The following is a 26,296-nucleotide window of genomic DNA, read 5'->3' on the forward strand; positions in this document are numbered from 1 at the left end:
CGCTGCGCTTGACACCCTTCTCTGCTGCGCAAAGAAGGGGGCCTGTAGGTTAGCCCTCTTTTCGCTTGCGAAGAGAGGGATGTCGAGCGAAGCGATGACAGGGTGAGTTGATAAAAAAACGGCAGAACGTTTAAGTTCTGCCGCTCTATATTCTTCATATATCCCTAAAAAGGGTATTGAATTATGCAGTCGCTTTAGCGTACAGTTCAGAAACTTTAGTCCAATTGATCACGCTCCAGATGGCCGCTAAATAATCAGGACGACGGTTTTGATATTTCAGGTAGTAAGCGTGCTCCCAAACGTCGATACCTAAAATTGGAGTACCTTTTACTTCGGCAATATCCATTAAAGGGTTATCCTGGTTAGGGGTTGAAGTAACGGCTAATTTTTTATCAGCAGTTACAATAAGCCATGCCCAGCCCGAACCGAAACGGGTAGCGCCCGCGTCAGATACTTTAGTTTTGAACTCGGCAAATGAACCGAAAGTGCTTGTTATAGCATCGGCCAATGCGCCTGTAGGTTCGCCGCCTGCGTTTGGTGCTAAAAGCGTCCAAAACAGGGAGTGGTTATAATGACCGCCGCCATTGTTGCGTACAGCAGGCGGAAATTTAGAAATGTTAGTGATGATCTCCTCGATGCTGCTATCAGCTTCAGGTTTGCCTTCCAGGGCTTTATTCAGGTTAGTAACATAAGCCTGATGGTGCTTGCCATGGTGAATTTCCATGGTTTCCTTGTCAATATGAGGTTCAAGCGCGTCAGTAGCGTAAGGTAACGCCGGTAGTGTAAAAGCCATAACTGTTAAGTTTAAAGTTTAATGTTTTAACAAATATAAGGGTTGAATGGTTCTGTTGTTTTAAATAAATGTCATGATTTAACCTTGATTGGACCATGATTATTTTAATTGACCATGATTATTTTGATTAGACTTGATTAACATGATTTTTTTGATTTGTATAGTTGATGAGATTTTTACCTGATTAACTCTCATCCAATCAGGATAGCAATCCTCTTAATCAAGAATAATCAAGAAAAATCAAGGTTACCGCTTACTCTTGAAAATGTTTTTTTTGATTTACATAGTTGACAAGATTTGTTCCTGATTAACTCTCACCCAATCAGGTAAAAAATCCTCTTAATCAAGAATAATCAAGCAAATCAAGGTTATCTCTTACTCTTAAAAAAATTCCTTATCAGTTCTGAACATTCGTTTTCGCGGATGCCGCCGGTGATGATGGTTTTGGGGTGGGTTATTTTTTGGTTGAGGCGGCCGAAACCCATGCGGGTATCATAAGCGCCGAAAACTATCTTCCCTATCTGGAACCAGTACGATGCCCCGGCGCACATTACACAGGGTTCGAGGGTCACATATAAGGTACACTCTTTAAGGTATTTGCCGCCCATGAAATTGGCTGCCGCGGTAAGTGCCTGCATTTCGGCATGTGCCGATACATCGTTGAGCCGCTCGGTAAGGTTATGGCCGCGGCCAATGATCTGCCCCTTGCAAACCACAATGGCGCCAATAGGGATCTCGTCTTCGGCCAGCGCGAGTTTGGCTTCGCGCAGGGCTTCGTTCATGAAAAAATCGTCGGGCGATATGGTTGGTTCGCCCTCAAAATTGATATATCGCATCAGGGTTGTTGGTCAAAAGTTTTTGAAAGATGTTTCTCGGTATACACCAAAAGCAGTACGCATGAGCCGATGGCGCCGGTGATCATTAATACGGCATTGATGCCGGTACGCAGGTTTTCGTGCATAGGTATCAGGCTGAGAACGATGGCTGTAACCAGTCCGGCTATCAGCAAAATGAAACCGCATTTGATCATGTATTTGGCAGAGTAGCGGTTGGCTTCGTCCCAGGTTTGCTGGTTTTTCATGGATGAGGGCATACGGTAGCCATACAAGGCATTGATGTGCTTCGGCGGGAAACGCTTTTGTATAAAACCTATTACCACAAATATCAAACCTATCAATTGCGGACCGATGAACCAGTGCTCTGCTTCCATAATTATATCAGTTTACTGCCGTTGGGCACAGGCCTTTCAATGGCGGTAAGCACAATGTCGCCGTTTTCGTCGGCAAAGCCGGTAACCAAAAACTCCGACATGAATTTACCGATCTGCTTTTTGGGGAAGTTGATCACCCCTGCTATTTGCCTGCCCACTAACTCGTTAATAGTATAATGTTTAGTGATCTGCGCGCTCGACCACTTAATGCCGAACTCTCCAAAATCAACCCTTACTTTATAGGCCGGTTTGCGTGCTTCGGGATATTCAAGGGCTTCAAGTATCGTGCCTGCCCTTAGTTCAACCTTTTCAAAATCGTTCCAGGTTATGGTTTCCATAAAGGCAAATGTAGGCAGTGAGGGGATAAATAGGTGTTCTTTTTTAATTTTCGCTTTTATTTAACCACAAAGAGCACGGAGTTTTTCACGGAGGTACACAGAGATTTGAAAGCAACTTTACAGGAGTTTTCCCACCGGAACCCGAAACCTCGCCCCCCGGAACCTCATGCCCAAACTCAAACCTGAAGCCCCGAACCCGGAGCCTGATCTCTCGAACCTGAACCCTCGACCCTCGAACCTCCCTCCCCAATTACTAATCTCGTTACCGGCAAGCTATCCGGGTAGTTATCCTTTACAAACTTTATCATGTTTTCGCGGATGTAGCAGCGGAGGTCGAACGCTTGGGATGAGTTGCGGGCGCTCATGAGGGCACGTATTTCAACGGTGCGTTCTTTGGCATCGGTTACCTGTACTACTTTAACACGCTTGTCCCATAGCGGGGTGGTATCCAGCAGGCGGTCAAATTCAGTACGGAGGGCATCTACTGGTACGCTGTAATCAAAATAAAGAAAAACCGTGCCCAGTATTTCGGAGGTAGTTCGTGTCCAGTTTTGGAAGGGTTTTTCTATGAAATAGTTTATCGGGAGTATTAAACGGCGCTGATCCCATATATTAAGCACCACGTAGGTAAGGGTAATATCTTCCACCCGCCCCCATTCGCCTTCAACCACCAATACGTCGTCTATACGGATGGGTTGCGTAAACGCGATCTGGAAACCGGCCAAAAAATTAGCCAGCGACCGCTGTGCCGCGAAACCGATGATGATACCGCCCACACCCACACCGGTGAGCAAGCCTGCGCCTATTTTACGCACATTATCAAAACTTAATAAAATTACCGCTACGGTAATAAACACAATAAGGGTTACGATCACCTTGCGGATAAACTGTAATTGCGTGCGGATCTTCCGCTCTTTGAGGTTATCGGCCTTGTTTAAATCGTAGGTGTGGTACACGTAATCTTCAAATACATTGAAGGAGCGTACCAGCAGCACCGCGAAGGAGATTATAAGGGCAATTTCTACCCCTTTGCTAAACGGAACATAGAACCTTTTTTGCATATCCATCAGCGGAAGCATCAGATTTAGCATCAGCAACGGCACAAAATGATTCATGGGGCGGCCTATGTTGGTGATAATGCTGCGGAACAGCGAGTAATCGTTCCGGTTTTTGTAAAATGCCAGTAACGCTTTCAAAATCAGCTTGATAATAAGACCAAGTATAACCGCGCTTATGGTAATTAGTAAATTCCATAACGATGATGGCATGTTGCCCGACCAGTTTTCTAATACATCCCGCATAGTTTTTTCCTTTTATATATAACCTTAATGGCTTTTAATTGTTACTGATATTTTAAAATGCAGGTTTTACGCGCCAATTTTTGGCCTTTTTACCTGCATATAGATGAAGAAGCTATGAGTAAAACGATAATTGTATCAAACCGTTTACCGGTAAAAGTTACAGAAGAGGATGGGCAATACAAAGTTGCCACCAGTGAAGGAGGATTGGCAACGGGTTTAGGTTCGGTATATCAATCAGGAGATAATGTATGGTTGGGTTGGCCCGGTGTAGAAGTGGCCGGCGACGATAAACAAAATGAAGTAACACAAAAACTGGCCGAAGTAAGTTTACGGCCCGTTTTTTTAACAGCCGACGAGATCTCCGGCTACTATGAAGGTTTTTCAAACGAAATTTTATGGCCCATATTCCACTACTACGCGTCAACCTACGCCAACTATAAACTGGCCGATTGGGAATGCTACCAGCATGTAAACCGCAAATTTGCCGATGCCGTTATCACGATAGCAGAACCCGGCGATACGATATGGATACATGATTACCAGTTATTATTACTACCCGGTTTGGTACGCGCGGCAAGGCCCGATATATCTATAGGGTTTTTCCTGCATATCCCGTTCCCGTCATTCGAGATGTTCAGGCTGATACCCTGGAGGAGTGAGTTGATAGAAGGTATTTTAGGTGCCGACCTCATCGGTTTCCACACGTTTGACGATGCCAGTCACTTTATCAGCGCGGCCACACGCTTGCTGCCTGTAAATTCGTCATCAAATATTATTACGGTGGATGACAGGCCGGTGGTGGTTGAATCGTTCCCGATGGGGATTGACGATGAAAAGTACGGCGCGTTAACCCGCGACCCAGAGGTGGTAAGCGAGATCAATTATTTGCGCGAAACCTTTAAGGACAAACGCGTATTTTTAAGTATCGACAGGCTTGATTACAGCAAGGGAATCTTACAACGCCTGCAAGCCTTTGAGCTATTGTTAGATACTCATCCCGAATATATCGGCAGAATTGTGCTGCACATGATTGTGGTACCCTCGCGGGATACCGTGCCGCAGTATATGGAACTGAAGCAGAATGTTGACCGCAAGGTAGGCGATATTAACGCCCGTTACCGCACGCTGGATTGGAGCCCGGTACATTATTTCTACCGTCCGTTCCCCATCAATACACTATCGGCATTGTACCATGTGGCCGATATTTGCCTGGTAACCCCCATGCGCGATGGCATGAACCTCGTGAGTAAGGAATACATTGCCAGTCGTACCCAGGAAACCGGCGTTTTGGTATTGAGCGAAATGGCCGGTGCATCAAAAGAGCTGATAGATGCCGTAATTGTTAACCCGAGTAACATCGCCTCCATGGCCGAAGCTATGCAAACGGCGCTTACCATGTCGCTCAACGAACAAAAACGACGGATGCGCCTTATGCGCCAGGTGGTTTCAAAGTTCAATATTAAGCACTGGGTGAAGCTGTTTATGGAGCGCATGCGCGAGGTGAAACAAATGCAGCAATCTATGCGGTCGCGCCATATTACGGATGTTACCGAGCAGGCTATTAAAAAGATATACAACAAAACAAGCAAGCGTATCATCTTTTTAGATTACGATGGTACGCTGGTAGGTTTTAAAGATGATATCAACTCTGCCATGCCAGACCAGGAACTGTACGAATTACTGGAAGAACTAAGCGACGACCCCGCAAATAATATTGTGCTGGTAAGCGGCCGAAGCCATGTAAATCTCGAAGAATGGTTTGGCCACACCAACCTTAATTTGGTAGCCGAACATGGCGCATGGCAAAAGCGTAATGGCCAATGGGAAAACATCCCCGGCCTTAACGACCAGTGGAAGCAGGACATTTACCCCGTATTGGAAACCTATGTTGACCGTACGCCGGGTGCCTTTATCGAGGAAAAGAACTATTCGCTGGTATGGCATTACCGCAAAACAGAAAAAGGGCTGGGTGAGCTACGTACCAACGAGCTGATGAACAACCTGCGCTACCTCATTAATGATCGCGGCCTGCAATTGCTGCCGGGCAATAAGGTAGTGGAGATCAAAAATATCGAGATCAATAAAGGCAAAGCCACATCGGCATTACTGCATAACAAGGAATATGATTTTATTATGGCCCTCGGCGACGACCATACCGATGAGGACATTTTCAAAGCCCTGCCCGATAACTCGCTTACCGTAAAAGTAGGCAGCAATATATCTGCAGCCCGCTTCTACCTGCGTAACTACCACGAAGTACGCCACCTGCTGAAGAGCCTTAGCGCGCCGGTTATACAGGATGGGGTTTAAGGGTTTTAGGTTCGAGGTTTTAGGTTCGGGGTTTGGGTGGCTATTCATTTGCGTATAGCGGCGGGACGCCGCGGAATAGCTGTCACTCGGCCGGAGCCCACAGGTGTTGGGAAGACCAGTTTTTTGTCATTTCGAACGAGGAACGAGGAGAAATCTTCTTCATCAAACAAGTAGCAGACATGCATGATGATGAAGATCTCTCACTGCGTTTCGAGATGACAAGTAGTCTTCCCAACACCTGTAGGCTGAAGCCGTAGCGACTGTTGGGAGTAATTATTCAGACATCCGAAGTTTTGAAAACTTCGGATGTCTTTTTTTTTACGCATTTTTTGTCATTTCGAAACGGAGTGAGAGAGCCTTTGCGCCTGTATGCTTAATCCTTATAAACAGCATAAGATTTCTCACTGTGTTTTAAACACTTTTTACTTCCCCTATTTCTTCGTGTCCAGATCGGGGAATTTGGCGGTATCAAATATGCTTGGCTGGGCGGCCATCTTTTCTACGTCCTGCCATTTGCGTGGGGCATCGGCAGATAGGTTGGTGCCTTTATCTACACCTATTAAAATATCGTCTTCAATACGTACGCCTATGTTCCACCATTTTTTATCGCAAGGGCTACCGGCCGGGATATAGATACCCGGTTCTACCGTGATCACCATGCCTGCTTTCAGTTCGCCATCATAAGCGCCTTTATCGTGTACATCCAAACCTAAATGGTGCGATACACCATGCGGATAATATTTGCGCAGTTCAGCGGCGGTCTTTATAAGGCCGAGTTTGATCAGGCCATTAGCCAATACCTCACCGGTTTTGGTTTCGAGGTCGCTGTAGGTTACACCTTGCTTGCATAGTTTAAATACTTCTTCCTGCGCATCATACACCAGTTGATAAATGGCTTTCTGCGCTTCGGTAAACTTGCCATTGGCAGGTATTGTGCGGGTAACATCGGCGGAGTAGCCATGATATTCGGCACCTACATCGAGTAATACCAACTGATTATCCAGGTGCATGCGGCTGTTTTCTTCGTAGTGTAAAATACAACCATTGCTTCCCGCGCCTATGATCGGCGGATAGCCTTCGTCTTCGGCACCGTAATTTTTGTGTACGTACAGCAGGATACCTTCCAGTTCCCTTTCAGACATGTTAGGCTTTACCGCCTTCATCACTTCGGCGTGTGCGATAGATGAAATCCGGATAGATTTTTTCAGCAGGTCCAGCTCTTCCGGTGTTTTTATCCCGCGTAATTGGGTAGTGAACTCCGTAAATTTTGCCATGCTCGAAAAATCAGCATTGATCTTCGCTTTTACAGTTACTAACGTAGCTGAATCGGGCTTGCTTACCAATAGCTGTATCAGTTCATTTTTTTTATAAGCCTCGTTGTTTAACTTAGGTTTAAGGTAGTTTAATATACGGTCGATATTTTGGGGGGTGCCCCGCTGGTTGATCAGGTTAAGATCACTCAATAATTGTTTATCCACATCAGGCACACCGGCTTTGGCTTTGAATGTGCTTATCAACGCTTTTAATCCTCCGGCACCATCACCGGTAGCGTCATCGGGCAACTCATCATAAATTATGCTGCTAAACTTTTTGAGGTCGACAGGGAAATTCGCGAAAGCATCGCCATTATAAACACGTTTGAAGCCCAGTTGTGTTTTGGTGCCCTCAACGCCTAATCGCTTACCCGTCCATTGCTCGCGCTGCGGGTCGCGCTTGCGTACAAAAAACAATTCGTTATAACTGCTGTCGCCCGCGGCCTGGGTATCTTTAAATACCAGCAATACGGCATCCGGTTCTTTATAGCCCGAAAAATAATACAGATCGGGGTTGGGGTGGTATACGTAATTAACATCGTTTGAAAATACCCGCTCCGGATAGGCAAATATTACCGCTACCGAGTTGGCAGGCATCAGATCGCGCAGTGCTTGCCGCCTGCCCGCATGGAATGTTGCGCTCAGGTAATCCTTGGGCGTGTCTTCAGCTGTTTTAGCGGTTTGCGAAAAGCCGCTGAAGGTACCAAGGCAAATGGCAGCAGCAAGGACTAATAATCTATTTAACAACTTCATGTTTTGTGTGCGGAAGGTTTAAAAACAGGTTTAATATACATATATTATTATCAACCCAAAAACAGGGCGTTAATGAATGTAACAATCAGCTATTATTAACCTTAATAGTAGTTTAATTTTACTTTCAATGTTCATATTTGCCGTGTAAAAAATTTACTGATGAGAATTAAACACCTCCTTTTATTGCTATTGGGCGCGGCAACCACAGCTGCATCGGCCCAAATAAAACAAACTACTGCTATAACACCGCCCGCTACCACCTTACCCCGCCCCAAATTAGTGGTAGGTTTAGTGGTTGACCAAATGCGCTGGGATTACCTGTACCGTTATTACAACCGTTACCAGGCGGGTGGTTTTAAGCGTATGCTTAACGAAGGCTTTACCTGCGAAAATACCAATATCGATTACCTGCCAACCGTTACCGCGGCAGGCCATACTTGTATATATACCGGTTCGGTACCTTCCATACATGGTATAGCCGGTAACGATTTTATTGTACAGGCTACAGGCAAAAGCATGTACTGTACTGAAGATTCTACCGTAAAAGCGGTGGGCAGCACTTCAAAGGCGGGCGAAATGTCGCCACGTAATTTGATGGCCAGCACCGTTACCGATGAGTTAAAACTGGCTACCAACTTCCGCTCGAAAGTGATCGGTATAGCTATTAAAGACCGTGGTGGTATATTACCTGCCGGTCATGCAGCTAATGCAGCTTACTGGTTTGACGACAGCAACGGTGCCTGGATCACCAGCACCTATTATATGAATGATTTGCCGGAATGGGTGAAGAAATTCAACGCCCAAAACCTGGCCGAAAAATACTTGAAACAAGACTGGAATACGTTATACCCTATCAATACCTACGTACAAAGCGCGCCCGATAACAGCCCGAAATACGAAGGTAAATTTGGCGGTACCGATGCGCCTACCTTCCCGATAAAAACATCTGAATTGTATAAAGGCAAACTGGGCATGATCCGTGCTACGCCTTATGGCAATTCGTTTACCTTAGACATGGCAAAAGCAGCCGTTGAAAGCGAGCAACTTGGCCAAAACGTAGTAACCGACTTTTTAGCCGTGAGCCTTTCATCAACAGATTACGTGGGTCACCAGTTTGGTCCTAATTCGGTTGAAGTTGAAGACACTTACCTGCGTTTAGACAGAGACATAGCGGCTTTCTTCACTTATCTTGATGGTAAAGTGGGAAAAGGCAACTACACTGTTTTTTTAACTGCAGATCATGGTGCCGCGCATAACCCTACCTTCCTGAAAGATCATAACATTCCGGCAGGTAATTTTAACGAGGGTGCTGTAAATACCGGTTTAAATACCCTGCTCGAAAACAAATACAAGGTGAAGAATCTGGTGCTAAGCCTTAACAACTACCAGGTAAACTTTAATAACAAGGCTATTGCCGAGGCGAAATTAAACGAGGAAGATCTTAAGCTTGACGCTATCGACTTTATAGCCAAACAAGAAGGTGTTGCTTACGCTGTTGATATGAAAAAGGCGCTGACCACCAACATCCCTGCCGATTTGCGTGAGCGGATTGTTAACGGTTACAGCAGCGAGCATAGCGGTACGGTACAAATTGTACTGAAACCGGGATGGTTCTCGGGCGGCCGTACCGGTACTACGCATGGCACCTGGAACCCTTACGACGCGCATATTCCGCTGGTATTTATGGGTTGGGGTGTTAAACATGGCAGCCTGGTACGCGAAACCCACATGACGGATATTGCGCCTACCGTAGCGGCATTATTGCACATACAAACCCCAAGCGGTAACATTGGCAAGCCAATTGCCGAGGTAATGAAATAAAATTTAGGTTAAAGGCCGGTCGTTTTTAAACAAGCGACCGGCTTTTTATTTTAGGCTGATTGATGCTAACGGCATGAAAAAGTACATATCAAAACTACACTATATCACACAAGACCTGCCGCAGCGCAGCCATATTGAACAGGTAGAAACCGCTTGTATTGCCGGGGCCAACTGGATACAGTACCGCTGCCTTACCAAAACCGACAAGGAGCTTATTGATGAGATTAACCAAATTGCCAGCATTTGCGATGATTGGGGCACCACGTTGATACTCACCAACCATTATCATTTGCTGGATGAGGTAGACGCGCAGGGCGTGCATATAGAGGATATGGATGCCGATTTTAGCCACATTCGCGATGTGATCAATGAGGACAAAACCCTCGGCGCATCGGCCAATAACATAACACTACTGATTAAACTGCAAAACGACGGCTTTGTTGATTATTGCGGATATGGTCCGTTTGCGCACAGCGATACCAATACCAACAACTATCCATTAGGCTTCGCTGCCTACCGCGACCTGGAAAAGCAACCGGTAGACCTCCCTATAATTGCCGTGGGCGGCATACAGCTCACCGATGTAGACGCGCTGCTGCACACCAATATTTATGGCATAGCCGTATCATCAGCCGTTAACTTAGCACTTAACCCCGCCGAAACATTGAAGGAATTTTATAGGAAGATTTATTAGGATCTGGCGGAGAAGCAATACCAGCTAAGCATTTGTTTTAAACGGGCCCAAGTGTTGATAAAGATCTTCTTCGCCATATAGATTTAAGTTTTTTAACCGCGGAGGGAGCGGAGTTTTTCGCAGAGAGCGGGGAGTTTTTTAACCACAAAGGACACAGAGGTTTTCACGGAGAACATAGAGAAACTTATCTCCGATGTAAAGGCAGATCGTCTGAAATACCTACCTGATTACAATTTAGAATACGAGCTTTGACAACTTTTTAAAAGTTGTCAAAGCTTAATAAAGCGACGAGATTGCTTCGTGCCTCGCAATAACAAATAGTAATATATCCGACCCTGAAACTCCGTGATCTCAGCGAACAACTCCGCTAACTCAGCGGTTAAAAAACTAAAACTGTATGGAAAAGAAGATGCTTCACTCCGTTCAGCATGACATTAAAAGAAAGAGAGCCAAAGAGTAAAACTCTTTTACCCAAATAACAATCCAAAAACTTCTTCAATATTCCCTACCACTTTTACATCAATAGTGTACCTCGATAGGTCGATGCTTTTTTTGTCACCCGCTTTGGGCAGGTTGTATTTGGAGATGAATATTTGCTCGAAGCCCAGTTTTTGTGCTTCGGCAATGCGTTGTTCTACACGGTTAACGGCACGGATCTCGCCCGATAGCCCGATCTCACCTGCAAAACAAGTTTTTGAGGGGATAGGCATATCCTCGTGCGATGAGATGATGGCTGCCGCCAGGCCAAGGTCGATAGCCGGGTCTTCTACACGGATACCGCCGGTAATGTTCAAGAAAACATCTTTAGCCCCCAGCCTGAAGCCGCAACGCTTTTCGAGCACAGCCAGCAGCATGCTCATACGGCGTGTATCAAAGCCTGTAGCGGTACGTTGAGGCGTACCGTAAGCCGATGTGCTCACCAGTGCCTGCGTTTCTATCAACATGGGGCGCATGCCCTCTAAAGTGGCCGATATGGTAATGCCGCTCAAAGGCTCGTCACGTTGTGATAACAGTATTTCTGATGGATTGGATACTTCGCGCAAACCCTCGCCCAGCATTTCGTAAATACCCAGTTCTGATGCCGAACCAAAACGGTTCTTCACCGCTCGTAATATGCGGTAAACATGATGCCTGTCGCCCTCAAACTGCAAAACGGTATCAACCATGTGCTCCAATATCTTCGGACCGGCAATGGTGCCGTCTTTAGTAATGTGGCCTATCAGGAAAACCGGTGTAGAAGTCTCCTTGGCAAAACGCAGCAGTTCGGCAGTACACTCCCGCACCTGCGATACACTACCCGGGGTAGATTCGATATGCGATGAGTGCAGCGTCTGTATAGAATCTATCACCACCAGGTCGGGCTCCAGTTGCTCTATCTGCTTAAATATATTTTGAGTAGAGGTTTCAGTTAATATGTAACAGGCTCCGTTTGATATTTCGGATTTCGGATGTTCAATTTCGAATTTACCGGCCTCCTGTTTCTTGCCTCCTGTTTCTTGCTTCTCAAAAGAAGTTAACCTTTCCGCACGCATCTTGATCTGCCTTTCACTTTCCTCGCCCGATACATAGAGTACCTTCATCGCCGGCATATTCAGTGCCAATTGCAGCATCAGGGTCGACTTACCAATACCCGGCTCACCGCCAATCAGCACCAGCGAACCGGCTACGATACCGCCGCCCAGTACACGGTTAAACTCCTTGTCGGGGGTGAGTATGCGGTCTTCTTCACGAAAAGTAATATCGGCTACCTGTACCGGTTTATTGGAACGCTGTAAACTTGTGGATGGCGCTTTCCAGTCGGGTACGGATGTATTCGCTTTTTCCAGAATCTCTTCGGCAAAAGTATTCCATTGCGAGCAAGAGGGGCATTTACCCAGCCACTTAGCCGACTCGTAGCCACAGCTCTGGCAAAAGTATGCGATCTTAGTTTTAGCCACGTTGTTTGATGTACAGATTATTGATGTGCAAATGTGCAGAATAAAATCTAAAAACTAAAATATTTAGCATTTTATAACGCTTCGTTCAAAACAAAAAACGGGCAGATACTGAAAGTATCTGCCCGTTTAATCTCTGCTTTTGTTGCAGAATATTATAATTTGATTTCTTCGTCTTTTGAGGAGAAGAACCTGAACTCGGTGATTTGGTAAGCAGGATTGCTTTTCACCTTTATCCATTGCCCATACTTAAAGTACCACTTCATCTGGCGGTTATAGATGCCTTTTTTAATGTAGGCCTCAATGTATGGGTGCACGCAAAGCGTAATTTTTTTCTCGTTTTGCTCTACCAGTATATAATTGAAATTGTTTTCAATATCATCAAGCAGCAAAACGGTTGGGCGTATAGCTCCTGTACCATGGCATGTAGGACATACCTCATTGGTAACAATGTTCATTTCGGGGCGCACACGTTGCCGTGTTATTTGCACCAGGCCGAATTTACTTGGCGGTAAAATAGTGTGCTTAGCACGGTCATGCGCCATTTCGGCACGCAGGTAATCAAAAAGCTCCTTACGGTTGGTTGGCTTGTGCATATCGATAAAATCGATCACGACAATACCGCCCATATCGCGCAGGCGTAACTGACGGGCAATTTCACGCGCAGCCTCTTTGTTTACCTGAAAAGCGTTCTCTTCCTGGTTCTCTTTATTAGCTGTACGGTTACCGCTGTTTACGTCAATAACGTGCAGGGCTTCGGTATGCTCAATAACCAGGTAGGCGCCACCGGCAAGGTTAACTGTTTTGCCAAAGGCAGATTTTATCTGCTTTTCAACACCATAATGTTCAAATATAGGGTCGCGGTGCTTGTGCAGGCGCACTATACTTTCCAGGTCGGGTGATATTTCATGTACATAAGAGCGTACTTCCTCATACATTCCGTTATCATTCACATAAATGCTTTGAAAATCAGAATTGAGGATGTCTCTTAAAATGGTAGAAGTGCGATCAATTTCGCCTAATATCTTCTTAGCCGGCTCAACAGACGGTAACTTGGTGATCAGGGTTTCCCACTTGGTAATTAAATCAAGCAGGTCCTTTTGCATTTCGGTTACGCCTTTACCTTCAGATACCGTGCGGATAATTACACCAAAATGCTTCGGCTTAATGCTTTCAACTATTTTACGCAGGCGAACACGCTCTGTATTGCTTTTAATTTTCTTTGAGATAGATATTACCTCAGAGAAAGGTACAAGCACCACATAGCGGCCTGCAATAGATAGATCGGCACTTAAGCGCGGGCCCTTTGTTGAAATAGGTTCCTTCGCTATCTGTACAGGAATAAGCTGGTTCTTCGATAAAACTTCGGATATCTTACCACCCTTGTTTATATCAGCTTCAAGCTTCAGGTTATCCAAAAGCTTTGACTGATATCCCCCACTACGCACTTGCTTGGTTAATTTAAGCAGGCTTTGCACCTGCGGACCAAGATCAAGATAATGCAAAAACGCATCCTTCTCATAACCAACATCAACAAAGGCAGCATTTAAGCTGGGCATTATTTTTTTAATACGGCCCAAATAAATATCACCAACGGTATAAGCGTTAGTAACTGTCTCTTTATGAAGCTCTACGAGTTGTTTATCCTGTAAAAGTGCAATGGTAGCCCCGTTGGGGGATGAATCGATAATTAATTCTTTTATCAACTGCTACTCCATTTCTTAAAGCAGCTACCGTAGCAGCCGCAAATAAATAAGAACGTAAAAACAAGAACACAAAAAATATGCCTGCTAAAAAGCAGGCAATAAGCTGTTAATTAAAACAGCTTATTTCTTTTTATGTCTATTTTTTCTTAAACGTTTTTTACGTTTGTGGGTAGCCATTTTATGTCTCTTACGTTTTTTACCGCTTGGCATAGTACTAATTTTTTAAATATTGTTAAACTTATTTTAATTCCTTTATGTATTCATCAATGCGCTGGCCGAATGCCGGGTCAGGCATCATTTCCTTACATTTGTTGTAAGCCTCAATAGCTTCTTTTTTCTGCCCCAGCTGTTTGTAGCTTTCGGCCAGGTAAAAATACGGCTCCACTTCGGCCTTTTGGGCTATAACGGTTTTAAACCGGCCTATAGCCTTGTCATACTGTCCCGATTTCATGGCAAACATACCTAAATTAAGGTTAGCATTGCGATTGTTCGGGTCCTGCTTCACTACTTCAAGCAGCAGGCTAATTCCTTGCATTGGGCTTGGCGCGCCGCCATTTACATAGGCCACACCTAAGCCTGTTTTAACATCCAAATTATCAGGCGCAAGTTTACGTGCTGTTTCAAATGCTTCAACCGCGTTAGCAAGGTACGTTGGCTGTGCCGTAGTATCCTGCGTAAGCTTATAGGCATCATTAAAACGGTTACCTGCTTTTACCCAACTATCGGCCGTGCCTTCTTTAGATGCGACATCTTTATAATAGAAAGCGGCAGGCCCCGGCTGGTTAACATCATCCCACTGGGTGGCAAGTTCTTTTTGAATGGCCAGCTTACCGGCGTCATCAGCAGTAACTTTTAACTTCGCTTCCAGATCGTTGATCTTTGCGGCAAGCGCCTCACCAATGGCTGCTTTTGATGTTTCAGATACCTGTTCAACACTTACTGTTGCCGCCGGATGATCATGATCGTCCGTTGAAGCAACACCACCAGCCGACCGTGTTTCTTTAGGTTTTATTAAACCCTTAACCGGCTGATAATACAAAACAGCAGAGATAATGGCTATAACCGCTACTACCGCTATTTGTATCTGTGTTTTTTTCATGATAATTGTTTGTAAAATTATTTGGTTGCTTTACCTGGTTTGTTACCTGTTTTTACTTTTTCAACAAAAGTTTTTGCAGGTTTAAAGCTTGGTACAAAATGCTCGGGGATAATGATGGCAGTATTCTTTGAAATATTACGCGCTGTTTTTTTAGCTCTTTTTTTAACAACAAAACTTCCGAAACCTCTCACGTAAACATTTTCGCCGGCAACCATCGAGCCTTTTACTACTTTAAAAAACGCCTCAACAGTCTCCTGTACATCAACTTTCTCAATACCTGTTTTCGATGAGATTTCAGTTATAATTTCTGCCTTAGTCATATCTGATTTTTCTATTTAATTTTATATAATTACTTAACTGTTTTGGGGTTGCAAAAGTATTGCTTTATTCCGAAAGATTGAAATTTTGCGATGTTTTTTTTATTCACCTTACAATCGTGTGTTTAATTCATGTATAAAAAGAACTTTGTAGCCCCTATGCTTGTTACTTTTGCCTGATGGATTTTGCTGCAGAATTATTGAAATGGTATCAACAAAACAAGCGCGATTTACCCTGGCGCAACACTACCGACGCTTATATTATATGGCTTTCTGAAGTAATTTTGCAACAAACAAGGGTTGAACAGGGCATGCCCTATTTTTACCGCTTCTTAGAACGGTATCCTGATGTAAATAGTTTCGCAAATGCTGCCGAAGATGATATTTTAAAACTTTGGCAAGGCCTTGGTTATTACTCACGGGGCCGTAATATGCTCAAAACAGCCCGCCTTGTGCAACAGGATTGTGACGGAATTTTCCCGACAGCCTACGATGAGCTGCTTAAATTGAAGGGAATTGGCGAGTATACCGCGGCGGCTATCTCTTCTTTTTCGGCAGGCGAAGTAAGGGCAGTGGTTGACGGAAACGTATACCGCGTACTGGCCCGTTATTTTGGTATTGATGAGCCTATCAATTCAACAGGGGCAAAAAAAACCTTCCAAACCATCGCCGCCGATTTAATTAATAAGAAAATGCCGGGATTGCATAACCAGGCCATGATGGAGTTTGGCGCAATGCTTTGTAAACCTAAAAATCCGGGTTGTGGTATTTGCCCTGTACGTATTGGCTGCTATGCCTTTAAGCATAATGCCACCACTTATTTACCGGTAAAACTTAAAAAATTAAAAGTACGCGAACGCTTTTTGAACTATTTTTTAATTACCGACGGTGATAAAATATTAATGAATAAAAGGGGCGAAAATGATATATGGGCAAATATGTATGATTTACCGCTTATAGAAACGCAAACATTATTGCCTGTAAATGAGTTGTTTAACCTACCTGAAACAAAAGAATATTTTGGCAGCATAATAAATAATACAGAAATATTACCTGTACAAAAACACATTCTTACACATCAAAGGTTATATGTAAGGCTGATAAAGTTAAATACTCAGCCTGTTAAATTAGAACAAAAATGGTTTTACACAGAGGTACAAAACTTAGAAAAACTGGCCTTGCCAAAAATCATTTTTATATTTCTAAAAAATATTTTTAATTTGTAGAATAATTTTGCGTTAATTTACCTCCATGTCTGGAATTAATAAAGTAATACTTATAGGCCATTTAGGCAAAGATCCCGAAGTACGTTATTTAGATGGCGGCGTATCTGTAGCGAGTTTCCCGCTGGCTACGTCTGAAACCTTTAACAAAGATGGCCGCAAGGTTGAACAAACAGAATGGCATAACATAGTAATGTGGCGCAGTTTGGCCGATGTGGCAGCCAAACATCTGCAAAAAGGCAAGCTTGTTTATATTGAAGGCAAGCTGCGCACGCGCTCGTTTGAAGATAAAGAAGGAATAAAGAAATATACTACCGAAGTGGTAGCCGAAAATTTTACAATGCTCGGTCGCAAAAGCGACTTCGAGAACGACAATCGTCCGGTTACGAAAACCGATGGGGCCAGCGAATATAACAGCGCTGCCGAAACCGACGATCTGCCTTTCTAACCACTCTTTTACATAAACCCAAAAGATAAGAAATAAGCCTTGCCATCCCCGGTAAGGCTTTATTTTTTATTTAATTTTAGAAGAATTTTGTCAATTACGAGTTTTAAAATTCGGGGAACTATGAAGGTGAGATGACGCGTATAGCCTGTCAGCCTGAGTTTGTCGAAGGTGCGTGGGCAAAAAGGCCATAACTGACATATCAAACAAAAAAGGGTTAGCAATCTCAAATTACCAACCCTTTTTTTATACAATATCCACCCGAACCTGAAGCCACCGAACCGGGAACCTCAATCCCCGAGCCTCAAAAGCTACAATAGATCAAATCCGATATCTTTCCTAAAGTATACGCCATCGTAATAAATACGGCTGGCATCGGCGGTGGCTTGTTGCAGGGCATCAAACAGGTTGTCCTGTAACGAGGTGATGGCCAATACACGACCGCCGGTGGCGTGTACTTCATCGCCAACGGCTGTGGTGCCCGCATGGAACACAAGCGAATCGCGTACGTTCTCAATGCCTGTGATGGCTTTGTCTTTTAAATATTCGCCAGGGTATCCGCCTGCTACGCAAACTACTGTGGTGGCTATCTTGTTAGATATAATCAGTTCTTTTTCGTTCAAATTGCCTTCGGCTACGCCTAACAGCAGGTCAACCAGGTCGCTTTCAATGCGTGGTAAAACGCTTTCGGTTTCCGGGTCGCCCATGCGGCAATTGTATTCTATCATATACGGGGCGCCGCCGCAATTCATCAGCCCTATAAAAATGAAGCCTTTGTACGAGATGTTCTCTGCTTTTAAACCTTCAATGGTAGGGATAATAACACGCTGCTCTACCTTGCTGATAAATTCAGCATCAGCAAACGGCACCGGTGAAACCGAGCCCATGCCACCTGTGTTAAGGCCGGTATCGCCTTCGCCAATGCGCTTGTAATCTTTAGCGCTTGGTAATATTTTATAGTTGCTGCCGTCCGTCAATACAAAAACAGACAGCTCAATACCTTGTAAAAATTGCTCGATAACTACCTTTTCGCTTGCCGCGCCAAATTTGGCGTTAGTAAGCATATCGGCAAGTTCAGCTTTAGCCTCTTCAAGCGTAAGGCATATCAATACGCCCTTTCCGGCTGCTAACCCGTCGGCCTTTAGTACAATCGGCAAGCCAATTGTAGGCAGGTATTCAAAACCTTCCTGTAAAGTTTCGCGGGTAAAAGTGCGCGATGCCGCCGCCGGGATGTTATGGCGCTCCATAAACTGTTTGGAGAAATCTTTACTGCCCTCCAACTGTGCTCCCTCGCTTTCCGGACCGATCACCGGGATGCTTTTCAGCTGCTCATCGGCCAAAAAGTAATCATGTACACCTTTTACCAATGGCTCTTCGGGGCCAACCAATACCATATCGATGCCACTGGCCAGCACAAAATCCTTAATGCCTGCAAAATCAGTCACCTTAATATTAACGTTGGTACCATACTGGCCCGTACCGGCATTACCGGGGGCTATAAAAAGCTTATCGCATTTGGGGCTTTGCGCCAGTTTCCAGGCGAAGGCACTTTCCCTTCCGCCCGAACCAAGTATCAGGATGTTCATGCGCGCAAAGATAGTATTTTCAGTAGAGTTGTGAGTTGCGGGTTGTAAGTTGTAAGAGGAGTGGGTTATCTATTGTGGGTTGCATGTTGTAAATTGTGTGTTTTATGAAGAATGTTTCCAGCGTGGATGAAAATATAGGATAAAGTGAAGATACCTACAACTTACAGTCCAAAACTTATAACCAATCAAAACACCTGCAACTTGCAACCCACAACTTACAACTACTTTCCCCACAAAATACTATCTTTGCCTGTCAAAATGGCTTTGCAATGCGCTGTGGCGCAATTGTTGAGAACATGACCCATATATACTTCGAAATACTATGTTAGATTTTTTCAGTAAGCTTTTCGGAAGCAAATCAGAACGCGACGTAAAAGGCATCAATCCTATAGTTGATAAAGTTAAGGCTGAGTTTGCCAAATTGGGCGATATAAGCAACGATGAGCTTAGGAATAAAACCGCGCAGTTTAAACAAACCATTCAGGAAGGCCTTGCCGCCATTGATGAGCAAATTGCTGCTATCAAAGAGCAAACCGAAGATCCGGCGCTTGAAGTAAGCGAAAAGGTTGACCTGTACACCCAGTTGGACAAACTGAGTAAAGACCGCGATAAAGAACTGGAAGTGATATTGTTAAATATCCTGCCCGAGGCTTTTGCCGTGGTTAAGGAAACCGCCCGCCGCTTTTCGGAGAATAAAACTATTGAAGTTACCGCCAGCCAGTTCGATCGTGATTTGGCCGCGCGTAAAAATAACGTATTAATAAAAGGCGATAAAGCCACTCACCATAATACCTGGTTAGCTGCAGGTACCGAAGTTACCTGGAACATGATACATTACGATGTACAGCTGGTAGGTGGTATTGTATTGCACCAGGGTAAAATTGCCGAGATGGCAACGGGTGAGGGTAAAACATTGGTGGCAACGCTGCCCGCTTACCTAAACGCGCTGGCAGGGCAAGGTGTTCACATTGTAACCGTGAATGACTACCTGGCACGTCGTGACTCGGAGTGGATGGGCCCGCTGTATGAATTCCACGGTTTATCGGTTGATTGTATTGACAGGCACGAGCCAAATTCAGAGGAACGTCGTAAGGCTTACCTTGCCGATATTACTTTTGGCACAAACAATGAGTTCGGTTTTGACTACCTGCGTGACAATATGACACGTAGCCCTGAAGAACTGGTACAACGCAAGCTGCATTTTGCCATGGTGGATGAGGTTGACTCCGTTTTGGTGGATGATGCCCGTACACCTTTAATTATATCAGGCCCTATACCACGTGGCGATGAGCATGAGTTTTATGAGTTGAAACCACGCATTGAGCGGTTGGTTAACGCGCAAAAAAACTATGTAACCGGCGCGCTTAACGAGGCTAAAAAATCAATAAACGATGGTAAAGCCGGTATTGAAGATGGCGGTTTAGCTTTATTACGTGCACACAGGGGTTTGCCGAAAAGCAAAGCTTTGATCAAGTTTTTGAGCGAAGGCGCTAACAAAGGCGTGCTGCAAAAAACCGAGAACCACTACATGCAAGACCAAAATAAGGAAATGCACAAGGTGGATACCGAGTTATTCTTCGTTATCGACGAAAAGAACAACCAGGTTGAACTTACCGAAAAAGGTATCGAGCTGATCACTTCATCGGGCGAAGACCCTCACTTTTTTGTAATGCCTGATGTAGGCAGCGAGATAGCTGAAATTGAAAAATCAGATTTGCCTGCCGAAGAAAAGATAGCTAAGAAAGACTCGCTGATGCGCGATTTCTCTATCAAATCTGAACGCATCCACTCGGTTAACCAGCTATTAAAGGCTTATACTTTATTTGAAAAAGATACCGAGTATATTTTAGATGAAGGCAAAGTAAAGATAGTTGATGAGCAAACAGGCCGTGTATTGGATGGCCGCCGCTACTCTGATGGTTTACACCAGGCTATTGAGGCTAAAGAGAATGTTAAGGTAGAGGATGCTACGCAAACCTTCGCTACCATTACGCTGCAAAACTACTTCAGAATGTACCACAAGCTTTGCGGTATGACGGGTACTGCCGTAACTGAAGCGGGTGAGCTTTGGCAGATCTATAAACTGGATGTGGTAGAGATACCAACCAACACGCCAACCAAACGTGCCGATATGCAGGATTTGGTATACCGTACCATCCGCGAAAAATATAATGCCGTTGCCGATGAGATAGTGAAACTAACACAGGCCGGTCGCCCGGTATTGGTGGGTACTACCTCGGTAGAAATTTCAGAATTATTGAGCCGCATGCTTAAGCTGCGCGGTATAAAACATAACGTACTGAACGCTAAGCTGCACCAAAAAGAGGCCGATATTGTGGCCGAAGCAGGTAAGGCGGGTACAGTTACCATTGCTACCAACATGGCTGGTCGTGGTACGGATATTAAACTGGGCGAAGGTGTTAAAGAAGCCGGTGGTTTAGCCATTGTAGGTACCGAAAGGCACGAATCTCGCCGTGTAGACAGGCAGTTACGTGGTCGTGCCGGTAGGCAGGGTGACCCGGGTTCGTCTCAATTCTTTGTATCGTTAGAGGATAACCTGATGCGTTTATTCGGTTCAGAGCGTATCTCAAACCTGATGGTACGTATGGGTATCGAAGAGGGCGAAGTAATTCAGCACTCTATGATCTCCAAATCAATTGAGCGCGCGCAAAAGAAAGTAGAAGAGAACAACTTTGGTGTACGTAAACGCTTGCTGGAGTATGACGACGTGATGAACTCTCAACGTAGCGTGATCTACTCTAAACGTAAAAACGCCCTGTTTGGCGATCGTTTAGATGTTGATCTGAGCAACACCTTCTTTGATGTAGTTGAGGATATCGTTACCGAATATAAAGAGGCTAACAATTACGAAGGTTTCCAACTGGAGATCATCCGTATCTTCTCGGTTGATCCGGGTGTGGATGAAGGTACTTTTGGCAGCACATCATTAAATAACCTGGTTGACCAGGTATTTGCCGAAATAAGCGATTTCTACAAACGCAAACAAGAGGCTATTGCCGAGCAGGCTTTCCCGGTACTGAAAGATGTTTACGAAACACGCGGACAACAGGTAGAAAACATTGTAGTACCGTTTACTGATGGTATCCACGGTATACAGGTAGCAGTACCGCTTAAAAAAGCGGTTGAAAATCATGGTTTAGAGGTGTTCAAATCTTTCGAGAAGAACGTTACCCTGTACCTGATTGATGATGCCTGGAAAGAGCATCTGCGCGAAATGGATGAGTTAAAACAATCGGTACAAAATGCCGTTTACGAACAAAAGGACCCGTTATTGGTTTACAAGTTCGAAGCCTTTAAACTGTTCAGCGCAATGCTGGCTACTGTTAATAAAGAGATAGTGAGCTTCCTGTTCAGAGGTGGTATCCCGGTTCAACAGCAACCCGAAGAAATTCGCGAAGCCAGACCCGAGCCGCGCAGCGAACTGAAGAACATCAAAACATCAAAAGCCGAAGTAGTGAACGAAAGCAATGGTGTACCGATGGACGATACCCGCGAACTGCAAAAAGCACAACCTGTAAAAGTTGAGCCAAAAATCGGCAGAAACGATCCTTGCCCTTGCGGTAGCGGTAAAAAATACAAGAACTGCCATGGCGTAGGTTTGGCGTAAGGTTGATTTCGGATATCGGATTTTCGATTTCGGATTTAACTAACCGGATCGTCATTGCGAGAAACGAAGCAATTTCTACATAAGCTGAGCCGCCAGTCGCTGTCATGCTGAGGCACGAAGCATCTATTAGTGAATAGATCCTTTGCTATGCTCAGGATGACAAAGGTTCAACGACATAGTATAAAAAAGAAAAACAATGAAAGCAGCACCCATTTACAAAGCCCTAAGCAAAGTAACCGGATGCTGCTTTTTGTTTGTTTTATGTGCCATCACGGCATCGGCGCAAAGCCGTGGCAAGGTTGAGGTAATAAAAGATGCCCGTATCGATACCCTTGCCGCCCGTTGGAACACGTTGAGCAATGGATCCGGCCGATCATCAAACTATGGTTATCGCGTACAGATTTTCAGCGGTGGTAACCGTAAAGATGCCTTTAACGCGCAAACTAAATTTCAGGAACAGCACCCTGATATGCGTACCTACATTAGCTATCGCGACCCTAACTTTAAGGTACATGCCGGCGATTTTCGTACCCGGCTTGAAGCGCAAAAAATGCTGGAAGAATTAAAACCTTATTTTACCGGGATGTTTGTTATTGCCGGTAAGATCAATCCCCCGAAACTGCAAAACCCAAACAATGATTAAAGAACAAATACAGGAATTAGCCAAGAATATTTATAACGATGTAGTTGCTAATCGCCGTCACCTGCATGCGCATCCTGAACTTTCATTCCACGAGGTTGAAACCTCGGTATTTGTTGCCCGTAAATTGGAAGAGCTGGGTTTGGAATACCATAAAATGGCCGACACCGGTTTGGTAGCCCTTATAAAAGGCGATAAGCCATCAGACAAAGTAGTAGCCCTGCGTGCCGATATGGATGCATTGCCTATACTGGAGGCTAACGATGTACCTTATAAATCAACCAACCCGGGTGTAATGCACGCTTGCGGTCATGATGTGCATACTTCGTCATTGTTGGGTACGGCTAAAATATTAACCGATTTGAAAAGCCAGTTTGGCGGTACCGTAAAACTGATATTTCAACCGGCAGAAGAAAAATTGCCGGGCGGTGCAAGTATCATGATTAAAGAAGGTGTATTGCAAAACCCAACGCCTGATGCTGTTTTGGGTCAGCATGTAATGCCGTTGATCGATGCCGGTAAGGTTGGTTTCCGTGCGGGAAAATACATGGCCTCAACCGATGAGCTATATGTTACCGTAAAGGGTAAAGGCGGCCATGGCGCGCAACCACAACAAAACGTAGACCCGGTGATCATCACCGCGCATATATTAACGGCGCTGCAACAAGTGGTAAGCCGCTTCGCCGATCCTAAGAGCCCGTCGGTATTGTCATTCGGTAAAGTAATTGCCAATGGGGCTACCAACGTTATCCCTAACGAAGTTTATTTGGAAGGTACCTTCCGTACCATGGACGAAAAATGGCGCGAAGAAGCCCACAAACGCATGAAAAAGATGGCCGAAGGCATAGCCGAAAGCATGGGCGGCAGCTGCGAGTTTAACATTATGCGTGGCTATCCTTTCCTGATAAATGAGGAAGTATTGACCGCCAACACCCGCGGACATGCCGAAGACTATTTAGGTAAAGAGAACGTACTCGATCTGGATATATGGATGGCTGCCGAAGATTTCGCTTACTATTCGCAGGTAGCTAAAAGCTGTTTCTACCGCCTGGGTACACGTAACGAGGCGCGTGGCATCACATCATCGGTACATACCCCAACTTTTGATATTGACGAAACCGCGTTGCAAGCCAGTACAGGTTTAATGGCTTACCTTGCCGTTAAGCAATTGGGCAACTAAAGCGGGTAATTCACAAAGGCACAGCACTGTTTTTATCTGCTACGCTGTTTCATAATTAGCATACTGCACGTAAACAGCTATAAGTTATTTATGATGATCAAAAAGCTTTTACTTATACTGTTACTGGTAACCGGTTTTGGCTATGTTAACGCGCAGCAGATAGACCGTTTTAACCCGGATACCATCAAAACCATTCAGCTGGATTCGGTGATCAATATCAAATCGCATAAGCTGAACGCGCAGGATTTTATTGATGCCATGCTGGCCGATACCAGTTTCTACAAGGCATTCCGCAACATGAAGCGTTATGCCTTTACTGCCGAAAACCGCATTTATACCTACGATAAAAAGAACAAGGTTAACGGCAAAATATACTGCAAGCTGCGCCACAGCAACAATGGTAAAAACCACAAGATAGACTATATAGCCAAGCAGGATAGCGGTGCCCTCTACAAAAAGAATGGCAAATACCAGCTATATACGGTAGAGATGTTCGATTACATTTTCATGAATGCCTATAATTCCGATTTTGTTGCCGGCGATGGCGTGCCGGGACCGGGTGGCAAAAATGAATCGTATAAAGACAAGCTAAAAACACTCATCTTCAGGCCGGGGACAAAGGTAAAGGGCATTCCCTTCATCAGCGGTAAAACCGAGATATTCTCGCCCGATATGAAACAGTTTTACCTGTACCAGTTTGCGCGTGGTACGTATTTAGATAGTATCCCGGTTTACAGGTTCAAAATTATTCAGAAACCGAGTTCGGCCGATGGCGATGTAATGATCCGCGAGTTGACCACCATATTTGATACCCGTACTTTTCAAATATTGGGGCGCTACATTGATATGAAGTTCAATAACCTGTTTGTGGGCTTTAACGTACAAATGAACATCGAACTAAACCGCTTCAACGGCGAGCTGCTGCCCATCAAAATAAGCTACCAGGGTAACTGGGATATCCCGTTCCATGCCGAAGAGCGGGCGAGCTTTTTGATTGTACATAAGGACTACGAGCGAGAGTAAAGAAATAAGATTCAGGAAACAAGACCAGTAGAATAAATGGCAGTCGTTTCAAAAAAGTGCAGTAAATGAACAGTCTTGTTGAGGCCTTTAATAGAATATTTTATCAAATTGCATAAAATCAACCTCTGTGAGCAGCTCTGTTACCACCTTAGATATTGTCACCCATATCAGTGCGCCTGCGGAGCGGGTGTTTGATCTGTCGCGGAGTATTGATCTGCACCTGATATCAACCCGGCACACCAATGAAAAGGCTATAGCAGGGCGCACAAGCGGCTTAATTGAATTGGGCGAAAGTGTTACCTGGCAAGCCAAACATTTCGGCATTACGCAAAAACTTACCTCCAAAATTACCGAGTTCGATTATCCGAACCATTTTACCGACGAGATGGTAGAAGGCGCTTTTCAAGCCTTCCGACACGAACATATCTTCAAAAGCTTCGGCCCCAACCAAATGCTGATGATGGATATTTTTGCTTACGAAGTACCTTATGGTATTGCAGGTTATGCCTTCAGCCGCATAATCCTTGCCCGTTACATGACACACTTACTGGTTAAACGCAACGATGTGATCAGGCAAATTGCCGAAGGGAATGAGTGGAGGAAGATACTTGAGGTATGATGCACTTGCTTGTTATGTAAATTATGCCCGTCAGCAAACAGCTTCGGGTGAAAATGGGCAGAACTTTGTTGGACAAGAGCGCAATGGCGGGCATAGTGAACTTGTTGCATGTGGGCAGGAAATGAGTGATGGGGCAAAAGTTCCAGCCCAAAGTTCTGCACGGTTTGCAGGGCATGGCCTCGTGCGGCAAAGAAGCCTTTTGCTGGACGCGACCTTTTGCTACTTTTGGGGCACAGCCAAAAGTAGTAGCCACTGCGGCAATGAGCAGACTAACGTTAATCACAGCACAACCAACAAAAGAGGCATAGAACACGATGAGATTGCTTCGTTCCTCGCAATGACACATTTTGGTGCAGATTAAAT

General features: G+C 44.8%; 22 protein-coding genes. 11 read left to right on the forward strand and 11 right to left on the reverse strand.

The genetic code is table 11. From position 1 onward, the window contains the following. Window positions 1-181 precede the first annotated feature (181 nt). The 5 genes from AC07NA_RS13780 to AC07NA_RS13800 form a co-directional block, all read right to left on the reverse strand. The gene (locus AC07NA_RS13780; protein ID WP_345211655.1) at window positions 182-793 is read right to left on the reverse strand and encodes a superoxide dismutase; all 612 of its coding nucleotides are present in this window, start codon (window positions 791-793) and stop codon (window positions 182-184) included. A 368-nt stretch (window positions 794-1,161) separates the two neighbouring features. Then, window positions 1,162-1,629, reverse strand: coding sequence for a nucleoside deaminase (locus tag AC07NA_RS13785; protein WP_494898124.1), 468 nt, complete (start codon window positions 1,627-1,629; stop codon window positions 1,162-1,164). Beyond that, entirely contained in the window at window positions 1,629-2,003 is a 375-nt protein-coding gene (locus AC07NA_RS13790) for an SdpI family protein (RefSeq protein WP_494898126.1), read from the reverse strand. Before AC07NA_RS13790 ends, AC07NA_RS13785 begins: the two co-directional genes overlap by 1 nt. Window positions 2,004-2,005: 2 nt before the next feature. Then, the gene (locus tag AC07NA_RS13795) at window positions 2,006-2,341 is read right to left on the reverse strand and encodes a tRNA-binding protein (RefSeq protein ID WP_494898127.1); all 336 of its coding nucleotides are present in this window, start codon (window positions 2,339-2,341) and stop codon (window positions 2,006-2,008) included. 176 nt (window positions 2,342-2,517) lie between these two features. Next, complete coding sequence (locus AC07NA_RS13800; protein WP_494898128.1) at window positions 2,518-3,642, reverse strand: mechanosensitive ion channel family protein; 1,125 nt, start codon at window positions 3,640-3,642, stop codon at window positions 2,518-2,520. Between the two features lie 57 nt (window positions 3,643-3,699). Here AC07NA_RS13800 and AC07NA_RS13805 point away from each other — a divergent pair, with 57 nt between their 5' ends. After that, on the forward strand, window positions 3,700-5,952 hold the full coding sequence (locus AC07NA_RS13805) for a bifunctional alpha,alpha-trehalose-phosphate synthase (UDP-forming)/trehalose-phosphatase (RefSeq protein WP_494898130.1): 2,253 nt from the start codon (window positions 3,700-3,702) through the stop codon (window positions 5,950-5,952). A gap of 431 nt (window positions 5,953-6,383) precedes the next feature. Here AC07NA_RS13805 and AC07NA_RS13810 read toward each other — a convergent pair whose 3' ends face one another. Further along, window positions 6,384-8,018 (reverse strand): aminopeptidase P family protein, encoded by a 1,635-nt coding sequence (locus AC07NA_RS13810; RefSeq protein WP_494898131.1) that lies wholly within the window; start codon window positions 8,016-8,018, stop codon window positions 6,384-6,386. A 159-nt stretch (window positions 8,019-8,177) separates the two neighbouring features. Between AC07NA_RS13810 and pafA the strand changes: the two genes are divergently transcribed. Together pafA and AC07NA_RS13820 are read left to right on the forward strand one after the other, a co-directional pair. Then, window positions 8,178-9,839: an alkaline phosphatase PafA gene (pafA, locus tag AC07NA_RS13815; RefSeq protein WP_494898133.1), complete on the forward strand. Its 1,662-nt coding sequence runs from the start codon at window positions 8,178-8,180 to the stop codon at window positions 9,837-9,839. 73 nt (window positions 9,840-9,912) lie between these two features. Next, a complete protein-coding gene (locus AC07NA_RS13820; RefSeq protein WP_494898134.1) occupies window positions 9,913-10,533 on the forward strand; it encodes a thiamine phosphate synthase in 621 nt (206 codons plus the stop codon). Between the two features lie 467 nt (window positions 10,534-11,000). Here the strand turns inward: AC07NA_RS13820 and radA are convergent, their stop codons facing one another. From radA to AC07NA_RS13840, 4 genes are all read right to left on the reverse strand, one after another. Next, window positions 11,001-12,470: a DNA repair protein RadA gene (radA, locus tag AC07NA_RS13825; RefSeq protein WP_494898135.1), complete on the reverse strand. Its 1,470-nt coding sequence runs from the start codon at window positions 12,468-12,470 to the stop codon at window positions 11,001-11,003. Between the two features lie 152 nt (window positions 12,471-12,622). Next, window positions 12,623-14,173, reverse strand: a complete 1,551-nt coding sequence (locus AC07NA_RS13830; RefSeq protein WP_345211695.1) for an Rne/Rng family ribonuclease — start codon at window positions 14,171-14,173, stop codon at window positions 12,623-12,625. Window positions 14,174-14,411: 238 nt separating this feature from the next. Continuing rightward, window positions 14,412-15,272 (reverse strand): tetratricopeptide repeat protein, encoded by an 861-nt coding sequence (locus AC07NA_RS13835; RefSeq protein ID WP_345211694.1) that lies wholly within the window; start codon window positions 15,270-15,272, stop codon window positions 14,412-14,414. A gap of 17 nt (window positions 15,273-15,289) precedes the next feature. Further along, entirely contained in the window at window positions 15,290-15,592 is a 303-nt protein-coding gene (locus AC07NA_RS13840; RefSeq protein ID WP_345211693.1) for an HU family DNA-binding protein, read from the reverse strand. Between the two features lie 176 nt (window positions 15,593-15,768). Here AC07NA_RS13840 and mutY point away from each other — a divergent pair, with 176 nt between their 5' ends. Together mutY and AC07NA_RS13850 are read left to right on the forward strand one after the other, a co-directional pair. Beyond that, a complete protein-coding gene (gene mutY / locus AC07NA_RS13845; RefSeq protein ID WP_494898137.1) occupies window positions 15,769-16,815 on the forward strand; it encodes an A/G-specific adenine glycosylase in 1,047 nt (348 codons plus the stop codon). Window positions 16,816-16,840: 25 nt separating this feature from the next. Continuing rightward, entirely contained in the window at window positions 16,841-17,260 is a 420-nt protein-coding gene (locus tag AC07NA_RS13850; RefSeq protein WP_345211691.1) for a single-stranded DNA-binding protein, read from the forward strand. Between the two features lie 308 nt (window positions 17,261-17,568). Here the strand turns inward: AC07NA_RS13850 and purD are convergent, their stop codons facing one another. Continuing rightward, window positions 17,569-18,843 carry a phosphoribosylamine--glycine ligase gene (gene purD, locus AC07NA_RS13855; protein ID WP_494898138.1) on the reverse strand — a complete coding sequence of 425 codons (1,275 nt, stop codon included), beginning with the start codon at window positions 18,841-18,843 and terminating at the stop codon, window positions 17,569-17,571. Between the two features lie 322 nt (window positions 18,844-19,165). Here purD and secA point away from each other — a divergent pair, with 322 nt between their 5' ends. From secA to AC07NA_RS13885, 6 genes are all read left to right on the forward strand, one after another. Beyond that, entirely contained in the window at window positions 19,166-22,471 is a 3,306-nt protein-coding gene (gene secA, locus AC07NA_RS13860) for a preprotein translocase subunit SecA (RefSeq protein WP_494898139.1), read from the forward strand. Window positions 22,472-22,667: 196 nt separating this feature from the next. Then, window positions 22,668-23,114, forward strand: coding sequence for an SPOR domain-containing protein (locus AC07NA_RS13865; RefSeq protein ID WP_494898140.1), 447 nt, complete (start codon window positions 22,668-22,670; stop codon window positions 23,112-23,114). Continuing rightward, window positions 23,107-24,291 carry a M20 metallopeptidase family protein gene (locus AC07NA_RS13870; protein ID WP_494898141.1) on the forward strand — a complete coding sequence of 395 codons (1,185 nt, stop codon included), beginning with the start codon at window positions 23,107-23,109 and terminating at the stop codon, window positions 24,289-24,291. Before AC07NA_RS13865 ends, AC07NA_RS13870 begins: the two co-directional genes overlap by 8 nt. Window positions 24,292-24,381: 90 nt before the next feature. After that, window positions 24,382-25,314 (forward strand): hypothetical protein, encoded by a 933-nt coding sequence (locus AC07NA_RS13875; RefSeq protein ID WP_494898142.1) that lies wholly within the window; start codon window positions 24,382-24,384, stop codon window positions 25,312-25,314. 127 nt (window positions 25,315-25,441) lie between these two features. Beyond that, entirely contained in the window at window positions 25,442-25,933 is a 492-nt protein-coding gene (locus AC07NA_RS13880; protein WP_494898143.1) for an SRPBCC family protein, read from the forward strand. Then, complete coding sequence (locus AC07NA_RS13885; RefSeq protein ID WP_494898144.1) at window positions 25,905-26,294, forward strand: hypothetical protein; 390 nt, start codon at window positions 25,905-25,907, stop codon at window positions 26,292-26,294. Before AC07NA_RS13880 ends, AC07NA_RS13885 begins: the two co-directional genes overlap by 29 nt. The last annotated feature ends 2 nt before the right edge of the window (window positions 26,295-26,296 follow it).

The organism is Mucilaginibacter sp. GW821-FHT07G05, from assembly GCF_059418565.1.